Annotated in this window: 13 protein-coding genes; 7 read left to right on the forward strand and 6 right to left on the reverse strand. The window is 70.0% G+C overall.

Annotated elements, in window-relative coordinates:
• Positions 1-80 precede the first annotated feature (80 nt).
• Entirely contained in the window at positions 81-1,541 is a 1,461-nt protein-coding gene (locus tag TTY48_RS09180) for a CCA tRNA nucleotidyltransferase (protein WP_220657203.1), read from the forward strand.
• On the opposite strand, the gene TTY48_RS09185 is transcribed toward TTY48_RS09180, so the two are convergent.
• From TTY48_RS09185 to TTY48_RS09195, 3 genes are read right to left on the reverse strand one after another with little or no spacing between them, the layout of a single operon-like run.
• Positions 1,542-2,042, reverse strand: a complete 501-nt coding sequence (locus TTY48_RS09185; protein ID WP_220657204.1) for a hypothetical protein — start codon at positions 2,040-2,042, stop codon at positions 1,542-1,544.
• Between the two features lie 49 nt (positions 2,043-2,091).
• Positions 2,092-2,589, reverse strand: coding sequence for a hypothetical protein (locus TTY48_RS09190; protein ID WP_255585597.1), 498 nt, complete (start codon positions 2,587-2,589; stop codon positions 2,092-2,094).
• 1 nt (position 2,590) lies between these two features.
• Positions 2,591-3,916, reverse strand: a complete 1,326-nt coding sequence (locus TTY48_RS09195) for an MFS transporter (protein WP_220657205.1) — start codon at positions 3,914-3,916, stop codon at positions 2,591-2,593.
• Between the two features lie 74 nt (positions 3,917-3,990).
• Between TTY48_RS09195 and TTY48_RS09200 the strand changes: the two genes are divergently transcribed.
• From TTY48_RS09200 to TTY48_RS09210, 3 genes are all read left to right on the forward strand, one after another.
• Positions 3,991-4,620, forward strand: coding sequence for a YqgE/AlgH family protein (locus TTY48_RS09200; protein ID WP_220657206.1), 630 nt, complete (start codon positions 3,991-3,993; stop codon positions 4,618-4,620).
• 148 nt (positions 4,621-4,768) lie between these two features.
• Positions 4,769-5,125 (forward strand): hypothetical protein, encoded by a 357-nt coding sequence (locus TTY48_RS09205; RefSeq protein WP_220657207.1) that lies wholly within the window; start codon positions 4,769-4,771, stop codon positions 5,123-5,125.
• A 44-nt stretch (positions 5,126-5,169) separates the two neighbouring features.
• Positions 5,170-6,144, forward strand: coding sequence for an ABC transporter substrate-binding protein (locus tag TTY48_RS09210; RefSeq protein WP_220657208.1), 975 nt, complete (start codon positions 5,170-5,172; stop codon positions 6,142-6,144).
• A gap of 1 nt (position 6,145) precedes the next feature.
• Here TTY48_RS09210 and TTY48_RS09215 read toward each other — a convergent pair whose 3' ends face one another.
• Positions 6,146-7,132: a bile acid:sodium symporter family protein gene (locus tag TTY48_RS09215; RefSeq protein ID WP_220657209.1), complete on the reverse strand. Its 987-nt coding sequence runs from the start codon at positions 7,130-7,132 to the stop codon at positions 6,146-6,148.
• A complete protein-coding gene (locus TTY48_RS09220; protein ID WP_220657210.1) occupies positions 7,133-7,612 on the reverse strand; it encodes an SdpI family protein in 480 nt (159 codons plus the stop codon). It lies immediately after the preceding gene.
• Positions 7,613-7,673: 61 nt separating this feature from the next.
• On the opposite strand from TTY48_RS09220, the gene leuS reads away from it, so the two are divergent.
• Genes leuS through TTY48_RS09235 form a run of 3 tightly spaced genes read left to right on the forward strand, consistent with a single transcriptional unit; the run spans position 7,674 to position 12,832 of the window.
• On the forward strand, positions 7,674-10,532 hold the full coding sequence (leuS, locus tag TTY48_RS09225) for a leucine--tRNA ligase (protein ID WP_220657211.1): 2,859 nt from the start codon (positions 7,674-7,676) through the stop codon (positions 10,530-10,532).
• A 10-nt stretch (positions 10,533-10,542) separates the two neighbouring features.
• Entirely contained in the window at positions 10,543-11,601 is a 1,059-nt protein-coding gene (locus TTY48_RS09230; protein ID WP_220657212.1) for a hypothetical protein, read from the forward strand.
• A 58-nt stretch (positions 11,602-11,659) separates the two neighbouring features.
• Positions 11,660-12,832, forward strand: coding sequence for a winged helix DNA-binding domain-containing protein (locus TTY48_RS09235; protein ID WP_220657213.1), 1,173 nt, complete (start codon positions 11,660-11,662; stop codon positions 12,830-12,832).
• A 23-nt stretch (positions 12,833-12,855) separates the two neighbouring features.
• On the opposite strand, the gene TTY48_RS09240 is transcribed toward TTY48_RS09235, so the two are convergent.
• Positions 12,856-14,334, reverse strand: coding sequence for an HNH endonuclease signature motif containing protein (locus TTY48_RS09240; protein ID WP_220657214.1), 1,479 nt, complete (start codon positions 14,332-14,334; stop codon positions 12,856-12,858).
• Between the last annotated feature and the right edge of the window lie 62 nt (positions 14,335-14,396).

Genomic DNA, 14,396 nt, shown 5'->3' on the forward strand with positions numbered 1-14,396 from the left:
ACGCCGGTGTTTTGCCCGGCGCCGCCCGCCCCGGTCGGGGTGTTTCGACGGTGCGCCGCAGCGCCGTAGACTGGTGGGTCGTGACCGATTCGACTTCCGATCCGCGCGCCGAGCGCCGGACCAGGCTGCTGGCGGCCGCGCACATCTCGTTGCGTGAGCTGTCCGATGTGCTGGTGCCGCTGGGCACCCGGTTCGCCGATGCGGGTCACGAGCTGTACCTGGTGGGCGGATCGGTGCGCGATGCGCTGCTCGGCCGCCTCACCAGCGATCTGGACTTCACCACCGACGCCCGCCCCGAACAGGTCCAGGACCTGCTGCGCGGCTGGGCCGAGGCGATGTGGGACACCGGGATCGAGTTCGGCACCGTGAGCGCCGCCTTCCACGATCAGCAGATCGAGATCACCACCTACCGCGCCGAGGCCTACGACCGGGTCACCCGCAATCCCGTGGTGAAGTTCGGCGAGAACCTGCGCGACGATCTGGTGCGCCGCGATTTCACCATCAACGCGATGGCCGTGAAGGTGGGTCGCGAGGGCGCCGAGGATTTCCACGATCCGCTGAACGGGCTGGACGCCCTGCTGGCCGGCGAGATCGACACCCCGGCCACCCCGGAGGAGTCCTTCTCCGACGATCCGCTGCGGATGCTGCGCGCCGCCCGTTTCGTCTCCCAGCTGGGCTTCTCGGTGGCCGAGCGGGTGCAGCGCGCGATGACCGACATGGCGCCCGAGATCGACCGGATCACCGCCGAGCGGGTGCGCGCGGAACTGGACAAGCTGATCCTGGGCGAGCACCCGGTGGATGGCATCGTGCTGCTGGTGGACACCGGCCTTGCCGAGCGGGTGATCCCCGAGATCCCCGGGATGAAGCTGGCGATCGACGAGCACCACCAGCACAAGGACGTCTTCTGGCACTCGATGACGGTGCTGCAGCAGGCCATCGACCTGGAGGAGTCCGATCCCGACCTGATCCTGCGCTGGGCCGCGCTGCTGCACGACATCGGCAAGCCCGCCACCCGCCGGCACGAGGCCAACGGCGGGGTCTCCTTCCACCACCACGAGGTGGTGGGCGCGAAGATGGTGCGCAAGCGGATGCGGGCCCTCGCCTACCCCAAGGCCGTGATCGAGGACGTGGCGCAGCTGGTCTTCCTGCACCTGCGATTCCACGGCTACGGCGATGGCCAGTGGACCGATTCCGCGGTGCGCCGCTACGCCACCGACGCCGGACCGCTGCTGCCCCGGCTGCACAAGCTGGTGCGCGCCGACTGCACCACCCGCAACAAGCGGCGCGCGGCCCGGCTGCAGGCCACCTACGACGGCCTGGAGGAGCGGATCGCGAAGATCGCCGCGCAGGAGGATCTGGCGCGGGTGCGGCCCGATCTGGACGGCAACGCGATCATGGAGCTCCTGGGCCTGGAGCCCGGACCGCAGGTGGGCGCGGCGTGGAAGTTCCTCAAGGAGCTCCGGCTCGACCGCGGCCCGCTCGACCGCGACGAGGCCGAGGCCGAACTGAAGAAGTGGTGGGCGGAGCGGCAGGGCTCCTAGTCAGCGCTGCTCCAGGTACGGGGTGCGCTCGCCGGGGATCGTGAGGATCCGCTTGCGCAGGTCGTAGCTGAGGTCGCCGAGGGCGGGCCAGCCGCGGGGCTGCGGATTGTCGAGCTGGGTGCGCAGGACGGTCCCGTCGGCGGCCACGACGGTGGCGGTGACGGCGGAACCGTCCATGATCACGGCGCGGGTGTCGACGGCCGGACGGTTGCGCAGCACGCGTTCGGCGATCGCCCGGAGATCGGCCACATCGGCGCGAGTGCCGCGCAGCTGGACGAGCCCGCCGGGGGAATCGCCGTTGGTGATGATGCGGCCGTCGGCGTAGACCTTGACCCGCTGCGGCGGGGTGGGGACGAGGAAGACGGTGTTCGTCACGTCCACGACCACGCCGTCCGCGGGCGGCGCAGCCGCGGCGGCGGAGCCCGCGCCCCCGGCGATCATCGAGACGAGGAGCGCGAGCACCGTGGCGGCCGCGCCGCCGATCCGAATCGTCCGGTTCATGCCGCACACCCTACGCCGGTCGTACGCGAAGCGAAATGACCTCTTCCGGTTAGCGCACATCGACGGCCCCGTCGGCCGCCCCGTCGCCGTCGGCGTCGAACAGCAGGACATCGGGCGTGCCGTCACCGTCGGAATCGACCACCGCCTGCCGGGGCGCCTGGCCGGGTTCGGCCGGGACTGGTGTGACCGGCGGTGCCGGCTCTCCCGGCGCGGCGGGTGCCGGTGTCGCGGGCGCGGGTGCTGGTCCCGGTGCGGCGGGAGCCGGGACACCCGGTGCCCGGCAGCGCGACGGTGCGGGCGTCTCGCGCTGCGCCCACAGGCCGCTGCCGTCGTCGCGGAAGCGGGACTCGCCGGTGCCGTCGTCGTCGAGATCGAGTGCGGCGGCGTCGGCGCGACCGTCCGCATCGAGGTCCAGCACCGCATCGTCGAGGCGGCCGTCGCCGTCGAAGTCGAGCAGGACGGCACCGTCGACCGCGGGCGACCGCCAGGTGCTCACCTGCCCGTCGCCGACGCCGAACCAGTACTCGATCGAGCCGTCGTCCCCCACATCAATTGGACGCGTCGGGCGCGACGGGGGTTCCCTTCCGCCGGTACAGCGCCAGCACCAGGACCACGGCCACGGCGTAGATCGCGGCCCCGAACAGGGCCAGCGGGCGGCTGGCCCCGTCGTACGGGACGACGGCGGCGGCGAAGGCGACGGCGGCCACGAAGGTCACGTTGAACAGGGCGTCCTGGAAGGCGAAGACCTGCCCGCGGCGTTCGTCGGGGACGTCCATCTGCATCGCCGCATCGCCGGACAGCTTGACCACCTGCCCGGCCAGTCCCAGGATCGCCGCCGCGCACACCAGCACGGCGAAGTTGAGGGTGAGCACGCAGAGCTGGGTCAGGCAGGCCACGGCGAGCGCGCCGACCACGGTGTTGCGCCGGCCGGTGCGCGCCACCGCGAAGGGCACGATGACCGCGGCGGCGAACATCCCCACCGCCGTGGCGCCCGCGACCGCGCCGAATCCGGCGAGTCCCAGGGTGCCGTCGGTGAAGTGGTAGCGCGTCAGGAGCAGCAGCATCATGGTGTTGAAGCCGAAGACGGTGCGGTGTGCTCCCATACCGGTGAGGGCCGCGGTGACCGACGGTGCGCGCCAGGCGGCGATGGCGCCGTGCGCGAGCCCGGTGCCGATGTCGTGGACGGCGGAGGTCTTCGCGACGGGGGCGTCCGGATCGTGGTCCGGTCCGAGGACGCCGGCGGGGAAGCGGGCGGCGAGTGCGGCGCCGGCCACGGCGATCAGCGCGGCGCAGCCGAGGACGGCGGCGCTGCCCGCATCGTCGGGTCCGAACATGGCGCGCAGGCCCACCGCGGTGGTGGCGCCGAGCGCGGTGGCGCCCGCGCCGAAGGTGGTGGTGACCGAGTTCATCGCCACCAGTTGCTCGCGGTCGACCACGTGCGGGAGCGAGGCCGATAGACCCGAGGCCACGAACCGGCCCGCGCCGCCGACCACCAGCGCGACGATGAAGATCGGTGTCTCGCCGCCGCCCGAGGCGAGGATCGCGGCGCACAGCACGATGAGCGCGGCGCGGATCAGATTCGCCACGATGAAAACCCGCCGGCGGTCCCAGCGGTCGAGCAGGGCCCCGGCGAACGGCCCCACCACGGAGTAGGGCAGCAGCAGGACGGCGAGGCCCGCGGCGATGGCCGCCGGGGAGGCGCCGCGCTGCGGGTTGAAGACGATGGCGCTGCCCAGCGCGGCCTGGAACAGGCCCTCGGCGTACTGGCTCAGCAGCCGGACGCCCAGCAGGCGCAGCAGGTCGGGCAGATCGCGGAAGGTGCGCCACGCCGCTGGCTTGGGCTGCGGGTCCGCACCCGGACCGCTGACTGTCACCGCTTCACGATAGCGACGGTGCGCCGGTCGTGGTGTGCGACCCCGAAGTCGGTGGTGCGTGCCATGATGGGGACGTGGGTCCCGATCGTTCCAACGAATCCGCTCCGCGGGACGCGTCCTCGGGTGAGAACGCGGGCGCGGATATCGACGTGTCCGCGGGCACGCTGCTGGTGTCGTCCCCGGAGTTGTACGAGCCCACCTTCCGGCGCACCGTCGTCTACCTCATCGAGCACAACGAGTCCGGCAGCCTGGGCGTGGTGCTCAACCGCCCGAGCGAGTCCGCGGTGCACGGTGTGCTGCCGCAGTGGCACGAGCTGGCCGCGAAGCCGAAGGCGGTGTTCGTGGGTGGTCCGGTGAATCAGTCCGCCGCGCTGTGCTTGGGCGTGGTGAAGGCGGGGCAGGACGTGGAGGGCATCCGCGGCCTGCAGCCGGTGTCGGGCCGCGTGGTGCTGGTGGATCTCGATTCGGATGTCGAGATGATGGACGAGCTGCTCGACGGTGTGCGGGTGTTCGCGGGGTACAGCGGTTGGGGCATGGGCCAGCTCGACGATGAGCTGGAGCGCGACGATTGGATTCCGTGCGCGTCCCTGCACACCGATGTGCTGACGCCCCCGCGGGTCGATCTGTGGGGAAAGGTCTTGCGCCGTCAGGGCTTCCCCACCTCGTTGCTGGCGACGCACCCGGTGGACGTCTCCGTCAACTGACGGTCCTCGAGCGGCGGTCGTCGTCGCGTGTCCGATGCTCGGACGACCTTCTCTGCGACTCGTCGTCGCGTGGCCCCCGGTCGGCATGACAACCAACCTTGTCGTAGCATTTAGTTAGAGACAATTGTCTAACAAGGGAGCGACCGTCTTGGCCGCCGTCACTACCGCAGGTCACCGGCATCTCCGGGCCCGCGTCCTTCTGGGTGCGCTCCTCACACTCGCCGGGATAGGCCAGCTGATCCGCGTGGTGCGGTGCGGTGTTCCGATCGACGGTGCCGGACACATGGGTATCGCGTTGGCCTATGCGATGCTCGCGCTCACCGTGCTGGTGAACGAGCGCTGGGGATTCTTCGCCGCGATCGGCTTCCCGGCGATCGGGGAGCTGCTCGGCGACAACCGCGTGTACGAGTTCGGCGCCAGCGGTGCGATGCAGGTGGTCGAGATCCTCATCGTGCCGACGGCGTTCTACCTCTGGCGGGTGACCGCGCGGATGGACACCCAATAAATTAGGCTAGACTTACCTTCTGAGCACCGGCCGGAGGAGGCAATGTGAAGAAGGTCCTCGCCGCCCTGGCGGCCCTGGCGCTACTCGCCGGATGCGGGACGTCCGATCCGCAGGCGCCGGCACCCTCGTCGTCCACGGTGTCGATCCCCCAGGCGAACGGCACCATCGACTACCCGGTGGGACCGAAGCGCATCGTGGCCTCGGGCTACTCCATCGACAACGTGCTGGCGCTGGGCATCAAGCCCGTCGCGATCGTGCAGCTCACCCAGCCCCTGCCGGCGCCGTGGCAGCGCGAGCAGCTCAAGGACGTGCCGGTGATCAAGGCGGCCAGCGCCACCGAGCTCCCGGTCGAGGAGATCGCCAAGTACCAGCCCGATCTGTTCGTGGGCGATCACCGCATCGTGCGCGGCAAGAACGTCAGCTCGATCAGCGGTGTCACCAAGGTGCTCGGCGGCATCGGCGCCTCGGGTGCGGAGGCCGGCTGGGACACGCAGCTGCTGGCGCTGGGCAAGATCCTCGGGAAGGAGGATCAGGCCAAGCAGGTGATCGCGGCCGATCACGAGTACGTGGCCGGGGTGGCGCAGAAGTACCCGGGCCTGCGCGGTAAGACGGGGTTCGTGGCGCAGTACGTGGCGTCGTCGGCGAGCTTCAACGTGATCGCCGATCCGCAGGACCCCACGAACCGGTTCTTCACCGAGCTGGGCCTGCTGGTGCCGAACGCGATCCGCGAGGACTCCCGGTTCACCAATCCGGCGAACCGCGGGATGGTCTCGCTGGAGCTGTTGCCGAAGATCGGTGCCAACTTCATGGCGATCTACCCGAACGGTGCCACCGGTGCGGATCTGCTCAAGCTGCCGGGGTACACCGCGCTGCCGCAGGTGCAGCGGGACTCCACGGTGATCGCGGATCTGGACCTCACCTATTCGGTGTATCAGCCCACGTCGCTGAGCCGGAAGTGGTTCATCGAGAAGGTCGAACCCACGTTGAAGCTGGTCTCGGAGCAGCCCGCGGTGGAGTGAGTCACCGCGGCTGTGCGGGCTCCAGCTCGCGTCCGTACTTGGCGGCCAGCCAGGCGCACATCATGAGCTGGATCTGGTGGAAGATCATCAGCGGCAGCACCAGCAGGCCCACGGGCTGTCCGGCGAACAACACGGCGGCCATGGGCAGGCCCGTGGCCATCGACTTCTTGGTGCCGCAGAACTGGATCGCGATCATGTCGCCGCGGTCGAAGCCCAGCTTCTCGGCGGAGAACCGGGTGAGCCACAGCATGAACAGCACCAGCAGCACCGACAGCACGATCAGCTGCAGCACGCCCACCCACGACACCTGGCTCCAGATGTGTTCGCGCATACCGGCCGAGAAGGCCGCGTAGACCACGAGCACGATCGATCCGCGGTCCACGTACTTCAGGGCCGCGGCGTGCTCCTTGACGAAGTCGGCCACCCAGCGGCGCGACAGCTGGCCCAGGATGAAGGGCAGCAGCAGTTGTAGGCACAGGTCGAGCACGGCGCTGCTGCGGAACTGCACCTCGCCGGTGGTGGCCATGAGGCCCAGCACCAGTAGCGGTGTGATGAAGATGCCCAGCAGGTTGGACAGTGAGGCGCTCACGATGGCGCCGGGCACGTTGCCGCCGGCGATCGAGGTGAAGGCGATCGATGACTGCACCGTGGACGGCAGCAGCGTCAGGAACAGCACGCCCGCGTACAGGCTGGGGGTGAGCAGGGCGGGCGGCAGGAACTGCAGCAGCACGCCGATGATCGGGAAGACCACGAAGGTGAAGCCGAGGATCACGGCGTGCAGGCGCCAGTGCTTGAGGCCGGCGAGCGCCTCCTGCGGGTGGATGCGGGCGCCGTACAGGAAGAACAGGACGGCGATGGCGACGGTGACGGCGCCGTCGACCACCGGCACGGCCTTGCCCTGGGCGGGGAAGACGGCGGCCACCGCGACGGCGGCGAAGATCGCGAGGATGAAGCCGTCGATCGACAGCTTGTTCAGCAGAGCGCGCATTTACGCGGGGTGCGGCTCGTGGTCGCACATGCCCTTGAATACGCATGCGCCGCACCCGCCGGTCACACCGCAATCGTCGGCGGGGTTCGACGGTGCGCCGTCCGTGGTTTCGTCGGCGCTGCAGCAGGTGGCGTCGGGCATCTGCAGGCGGGCCTGGATCGATGCTGCGCGCGAGCCCTGCAGGGCGCCGAATCCGGCGAGGAACAGGCCCGCGAGCACGGCGATGCCGACGGCGATGTAGGACCAGGGCGCGCTCATCGCGAGGCCTACCAGGGCCCCGCCGCCGAAGATGATGCCGGCGGCCATGAGGCCCGGTCCGGCGACGCGGTTCGCGGTGCGCCAGAGCAGCGGATCGGAGAGCGTCTGCTCGGTGCGGACCCCCACGAAGCCGTTCTCGGGGAGGCGGCCCGCGAGTCCGGCCGCACCGACCGCGAGTGCGGCGAGTGCGGCCACTGCCAGGATCACAACCAAGACGAGCACCCGTCCAGTGTAGGTTCGCCGCGAATTTCGTCCCATCAGGGGCAGCATTTAGGCTGGTGGGGTGACCCAGAACGTGGAACAGACCGCCTCCGCCGTGCCCGCCCATCGCTATACGGCGGAGCTCGCGGGCGCGATCGAGCAGCGGTGGCGCGACACTTGGCGCGACGGTGGCGTCTTCAACGCCCCGAACCCCGTCGGCCCGCTCAAGGCGGCCGACGGTGCGCTGCCCGCCGACAAGCTCTTCCTGCTGGACATGTTCCCGTACCCGTCGGGCGCGGGCCTGCACGTGGGCCACCCGCTGGGCTTCATCGCCACCGACGTCTACGGCCGGTACCACCGGATGAACGGTGCCAACGTGCTGCACACGATGGGCTTCGACGCTTTCGGGCTGCCCGCCGAGCAGTACGCGGTGCAGACCGGCACCCACCCCCGGGTCACCACGGAGAAGAACGTGGCGCGGTACCTGGAGCAGATCGCCACGCTGGGCCTGGCGCACGACGAGCGGCGCCGGGTGTCCACCACCGATCCGGAGTTCTACCACTGGACGCAGTGGATCTTCCTGCAGATCTACAACTCCTGGTACGACGCCGCCCAGGACCGCGCGCGGCCCATCGCGGAGCTGGAGGCCGAGTTCGCGGACGGCAGCCGTGCGCTGGCCGACGGTCGCGACTGGTCGAGCCTGACGGTGGCCGAGCGCGGCGCCGTGCTCGACGAGTACCGCCTGGTCTACGAGAGCAATTCGCTGGTGAACTGGTGCCCGGGTCTGGGCACGGTGCTCGCCAATGAGGAGGTCACCGCCGACGGCCGCAGTGAGCGCGGCAACTTCCCGGTGTACCGCAAGCAGTTGCGGCAGTGGATGATGCGGATCACCGCCTACTCCGATCGCCTGATCGACGATCTGGACGTGCTGGACTGGCCGGAGAAGGTCAAGTCCATGCAGCGCAACTGGATCGGCCGCAGCCGCGGTGCGCGAGTGCGCTTCTCCCCCGCCGTCGGCACCGAGCCGATCGAGGTCTTCACCACGCGCCAGGACACCCTGTTCGGCGCCACCTACCTGGTGCTCTCCCCCGAGCACCCGCTGGTCGACTCCCTGGTCGCCGAGGCGTGGCCCGCGGGCACCGACGAGCGCTGGACCGGCGGCGCCGCGACCCCGGCCGAGGCCGTCGCCGCGTACCGCGCGTCGATCGCCGCGAAGTCGGATCTGGAGCGCCAGGAGAACAAGGAGAAGACCGGCGTCTTCCTGGGCACCACCGCGACGAATCCGGTGAACGGCACCGAGGTTCCGGTGTTCATCGGCGACTACGTGCTCATGGGGTACGGCACCGGCGCCATCATGGCCGTCCCCGCGCACGACACCCGCGACCACGAGTTCGCGACCACGTTCGGCCTGCCCATCATCGAGGTGGTCGGCAGCGATGTGGGTGTGACGGACGAGGCCTACACCGGCGACGGTCCCGCCGTGAACTCCGCGCACGGTGATCTGGACATCAACGGGCTGAACGTGTCCGAGGCGAAGGCCGCCGTCACCGCCTTCCTGGAGAAGACGGGCGCCGGTGAGGGCACTGTGCAGTACAAGTTGCGTGACTGGCTGTTCGCGCGGCAGCGGTACTGGGGCGAGCCCTTCCCCATCGTTTTCGACGCCGACGGTGCGCCGCACGCCCTGCCGGAATCCGAATTGGCCGTGCTGCTTCCGGAGGTCAAGGACTACGCGCCGGTGGCCTTCGATCCGGAGGACTCGGATTCGCAGCCCAATCCCCCGCTGGCCAAGGCCACTGACTGGCTGCACGTGGAGCTGGACCTGGGCGACGGGCTCAAGGACTACACGCGCGATGCGAATGTGATGCCGCAGTGGGCGGGTAGCTCCTGGTACCAGCTGCGCTACATCGATCCGACGAACTCGGAGGCCTTCTGCGCCAAGGAGAACGAGGCCTATTGGATGGGCCCGCGTCCCGAGGTGAACGGTGCGAAGGATCCCGGCGGTGTCGATCTGTACGTGGGCGGTGTGGAGCACGCGGTGCTGCACCTGCTGTACGCGCGGTTCTGGCACAAGGTGCTCTTCGACCTGGGTCATGTGAGCTCGCGTGAGCCCTACCGGAAGCTGTTCAACCAGGGCATGATCCAGGCCTTCGCCTACACCGACTCGCGCGGCGTGTACGTGCCCGCGGAGGAGGTCGTCGAGCGCGACGGCAAGTACTTCCTGGGCGATCAGGAGGTGAACCGCGAGTACGGCAAGATGGGCAAGTCGCTGAAGAACTCGGTGGCGCCGGACGAGATCGCGCGCGACTACGGCGCCGACACCCTGCGCGTCTACGAGATGTCGATGGGCCCGCTGGATCAGGACCGTGCGTGGGCCACCAAGGACGTCGTCGGCTCGCAGCGATTCCTACAGCGCGCGTGGCGCACCGTGATCGACGAGGAGACGGGCGCCGTCCGGGTGACCGACGAGACCCCGTCGGATGAGACGATGCGCCTGCTGCACAAGACGATCGCCGGTGTCCGCGAGGACTACTCGGAGATGCGTGACAACACCGCCATCGCCAAGTTGATCGAGCTGACCAACCATCTGACCAAGGCGTACCCGGGCGGTGCGCCGCGGGCCGCGGCGGAGCCGCTCGCGCTGATGCTGGCGCCGGTGGCGCCGCACATCGCCGAGGAGCTGTGGAATCGTCTGGGCCACACCGAGTCCTTGGCGCACGGGCCCTTCCCGCAGCACGATCCGCAGTGGCTGGTGGAGGACACCATCGAGATCCCGGTGCAGGTGAAGGGCAAGGTGCGTGCCCGGATCACCGTGGGCGCCGACGCCTCCGACGAGGCGCTCGAGGCCGCCGCGCTGGCCGAGCCCAAGGTCGCCGAGCTGCTCGACGGTGCCCCGCGCAAGGTGATCGTGGTGTCCGGCAAGCTCGTCAACGTCGTCCCGTAGCGATGTAGCCATGACGCCGCTCGCGGAGCAGTTGATGTCCGGCCCCCGCGGCCGGCAACTCTGCCTGTTGGCTGCGTGTTTCGCCGACCGGGGCGTCTCTGAGGCGTCACAGCGGATCGGAGTTCGGCTCGATTCCGGTGTGGACGGCGGCTGGTACGCACCGGGTGGGATCGGGATCAACCCGGGCTCCGAGGACCTCGTGAGTACGCTCGTCGCGACGCTGGCCGCGGTCGAGGCGATCGACGACCATTGGATCCATCTTGCGTTGGAGTCGATCGTCGAGCAGGCGATGTACTGGCAGGAGCCGCACGACATCGTCGCTTCGCGCCCCGAACCGGCGGTCGGGCTTCGGCGAATCGCCGAGATCGTTGCGGTCGCGCCTGTGACGCAGTGGTGGACCGCGGGGATTGATCGCGCACAGTTCGCGGTCTGGATGGGCGGCCGTTCGGAAGGCATCGTGCTGCGAAAGGCGTCTGAGCATCTCGACGTGTGGCGGGCCGGGGTCGTTCGCGACGAGGTCACCGCGGCGAGGGAACGGCCGAGCGACCCGAGGGCTCGCTACGGCGGAATCTGGTGGTCCCGCCCACCGTATTCGTTACCGCGCACCTGTTCCGAGCAGGCCGGCGTGCCGACCGGTCTGTATTTGATCGAGGACGGCTTCGGGGAGACTCGAGCGGCGGTAGACCGTGTGCGGGCGTCGGGGCGCGTCTTCGAGATCGATTCCGCAGCAGCATGGGCGGAGTTGTGCCGCCGCTATCCGCTGGACGTGACCGCGTCGAAGCGACACGACTGGTACCGGACCACGGGACTCGCCGATACCCGCTGGGTGATGCCGGACTGGGCGGCCGTGGCAGAGGAGTACGACGCGGTGCACCTTCAGGTCGGCGCGTACCTGGCAGCGAGCGGCACGGCGATCGAGGTGGAGCCGGGGGTGCACTCGGTCATCGCGGGCTGGGCGCCGGGCGACACCTTCTGGCTCACGGATGTCGTCGAAGTGGAGCCTCGGGGCCGGGTCTTCGTCAAGGATCAGGGCGACGACCTGTGGCACGCGGTGGAGGAGACGGCATGAGCGGCTCGGTACGCGGTGACGGACGGGATCGATTGGCCCAGAACCTGGGAGTCCTCTGATGCGATTGATCGACGATGCGGAACGCCGCGCCCGTATGGCGCGGCGGCACGCTCTGGCCGCGCCGCACCGGGTGGATTCGGTTCTCGACGCGGTGCGTTCGGTAGCGGTGCTGCACGCCACCGAGGCCGCCACCCCGTACCTGTCCGTGCAGGCCCGGATGAACGGCTTCACCCGTGAGCAGTACGAGCACGAGCTGTACGAGGAGAGGTCGTTGGTCAAGCAGTTGGCCATGCGGCGCACCATGTTCGTCTTCCCCCGGCCGTTGATGGGGGCGGCGCTGAGCGCACCGTCGGAACGGGTGGCCCGCACCGAGCGCGCCAAGGTGATCAAGGACGCCGAGGCCGGCGGGATCTGCGCGGACGGCGGCGCCTGGCTCAGCGATGCCCGCACCGCCGTGCTCGCCGCGCTGGCCGGTGGCAGGGAACTGGGCGCGAAGGAACTGCGGGAGACGGTGCCCGAGCTGGTGGGGCAGGTGACGCTGTTCGAGGGCAAGAAGTACGGCGGCGATCAGCATCTCGCACCCCGCGTGCTCACCTGGCTTGGCGCCACCGGCGATCTGGTCCGAGCCCACAACGCGAGCCACTGGCGGGTGAACCGCAACCTGTGGGCCCGCGCCGATCACTGGCTCGGCGCACCGCCCGAACGCATCGACACCGCCACCGCCTACGCGGAATTGGTGACCGAGTACCTCCGCGCCTTCGGACCCGCCACGGAGACCGACGTGGTGTGGTGGTTCGGCGCCACCAAGACCGCGATCCGCGCCGCCCTGGCGGCGATCGGCGCGGTGGAGGTGGCCCTCGAACGGGACCGCACGGGCTGGGTGCTGCCCGACGATGCGGAACCCGAGGAGGCCGTTGACGACTGGGCCGCGCTGCTCCCGGCGCTGGACCCCACACCGATGGGCTGGAAGGAACGGGACTTCTACCTGGACCCGGGTTTCGCCTCGTCGATCTACGACACCGCCGGCAACTGCGGCGCCACCGTGTGGTGGCAGGGCAGGATCGTAGGCGCCTACCTGCAGGACGAGGACGGCATCGTGCAGTGCGTGTACGGCGACGACCCCGGACGCCGAGCCCGCGCCGCGGTGCAGGTGGAGGCGGATCGACTGGGGGAGTGGATGAACGGCGAGCGGGTGGCCTCGATGTACAAGGCCCCGCTCATCCCGCGTTAGTCACCGGGGGGCGCACGCCGGAGTCACGCCGCGGTGCTGCGCACTCCGGGGGCTCGGGCGGCGTGCTCGGCCAGTGCCTCGTCCCGGTGGCGTTCCCAGCGCGCCACCGCCTCGGCGTACAACTCGTGAGGGTGGTGCCGGTGATTGACGCGGCCCGGATCGCCGTGGCCGCGTTTCCACAGCGCGCGACCGGAGTACGGATGCCCCGGTGGTGCGGGCCTGGTGCGCCACCCGGTGGCGTCGGTATCGGCGGGCGCCACCGAGTGGTGGTCCGCTCCGCAGGCCAAGGTGAGGTTCTCGATATCGGTGGTCCCGCCCGCGGCCCAGTCCCGCAGGTGGTGCACCTCGCAGTACGCCGCCGCGCTGTCGCATCCCGGTGCGGTACAGCCGTGTTCGGCCCCGATCAGGGCGATGCGCTGGTCCGCGGAGGCGAGCCGCCTCTGCCTTCCCAGCCACAGCGGTCGCGACTGCGCATCCAGCAGCACCACGTACCGCGGATGGTGCGCGAGGATCTCGATCGCGTCCTGCACGGCGATCCGGCCGCCCGTGGCGGTGGTGGCCACGCCCAGCTCCGATTCCACCTGCTCCAGCGTGAGGGTCACGATCGGAATGGCGGGCAGCCCGCGGTGAGTGCCGAGGGCACCGGAGTCGAGCGCGGCGCGCAGGGCGGTGAGCAATGCGTCGTGCCGGCGCTGCGCAGGAGTGCGGCGGTCGCGGGCGGCTGCCGCATCGACGGCAGCGCGATCCGCACCGTCGGGCAACCGGTCCGCAGCGGGGTCGTCGAGGTTGTTCACTCCGGGCCGCGCCCACTTCGCGAAGACCGCTTCGAGCAGCGCGCGCAGGGGCGCGGTGATCACGCCGCCGATCTCGCTGGCGAGCGTATCGTTGTGCTGCGCACCGAGTTCGATGCCGCGTTCCGCTGCGGCGCGGCGCCCGTCGGGTTCCTGGCCCTGCGCATCGAGCAGCGTCATTGCGTAGCGGCCCGCTTGCAGAAGGGCGTGCGGTGTCTCGTCGAGCGCGGCGTCGACCAAGATGTCCTCCATCAAGGAGGCCACCTCCTCGTTCGCACCCGCGCGGCGCGCCTTGGCGAGCACCTTCTCGATCTCGTGGGCATGCCGCTCCGAGACCTGGCCCGCGCGCTGCGCGGCGGCGAGGATCGGGTGCCGGGGCGGGCACACCGCCCCCGAGGGCTGCACGCGCGCGGCGCGGTTGCGTACCGCCGCCACCCGCGCTGCGGCCTCACCGCCCGTGAGCCGGAAGTGCCGTTCCAACATCAGCTTCAGGCCGCAGCAGCCGAGTTGGCCGGGGACACCCTGCTGTTCGGCCGCTGCGGCGATCTCCGTCTGTACCGCGGCCAGCCGCCGGGCCACCCGCTCGATCCGCCCGAGGGCCTCCGCCACCTCGGTGGGGGAGAGCCGTACGACATCGGCACTGAGCACATCGCCGACCGCGTGTTCGAGTGTTTCGATCGCGGCAAGATAGGGATCGACAGTGCTGTTCACGGTGCATTCACCTCCCCAGGTGCATGCCTCCAGCCTACAGCGTGGTATCGATCATAGGGTCA

This window comes from Tsukamurella sp. TY48 (genome assembly GCF_019656655.1).
Classification (GTDB): domain Bacteria; phylum Actinomycetota; class Actinomycetes; order Mycobacteriales; family Mycobacteriaceae; genus Tsukamurella; species Tsukamurella strandjordii.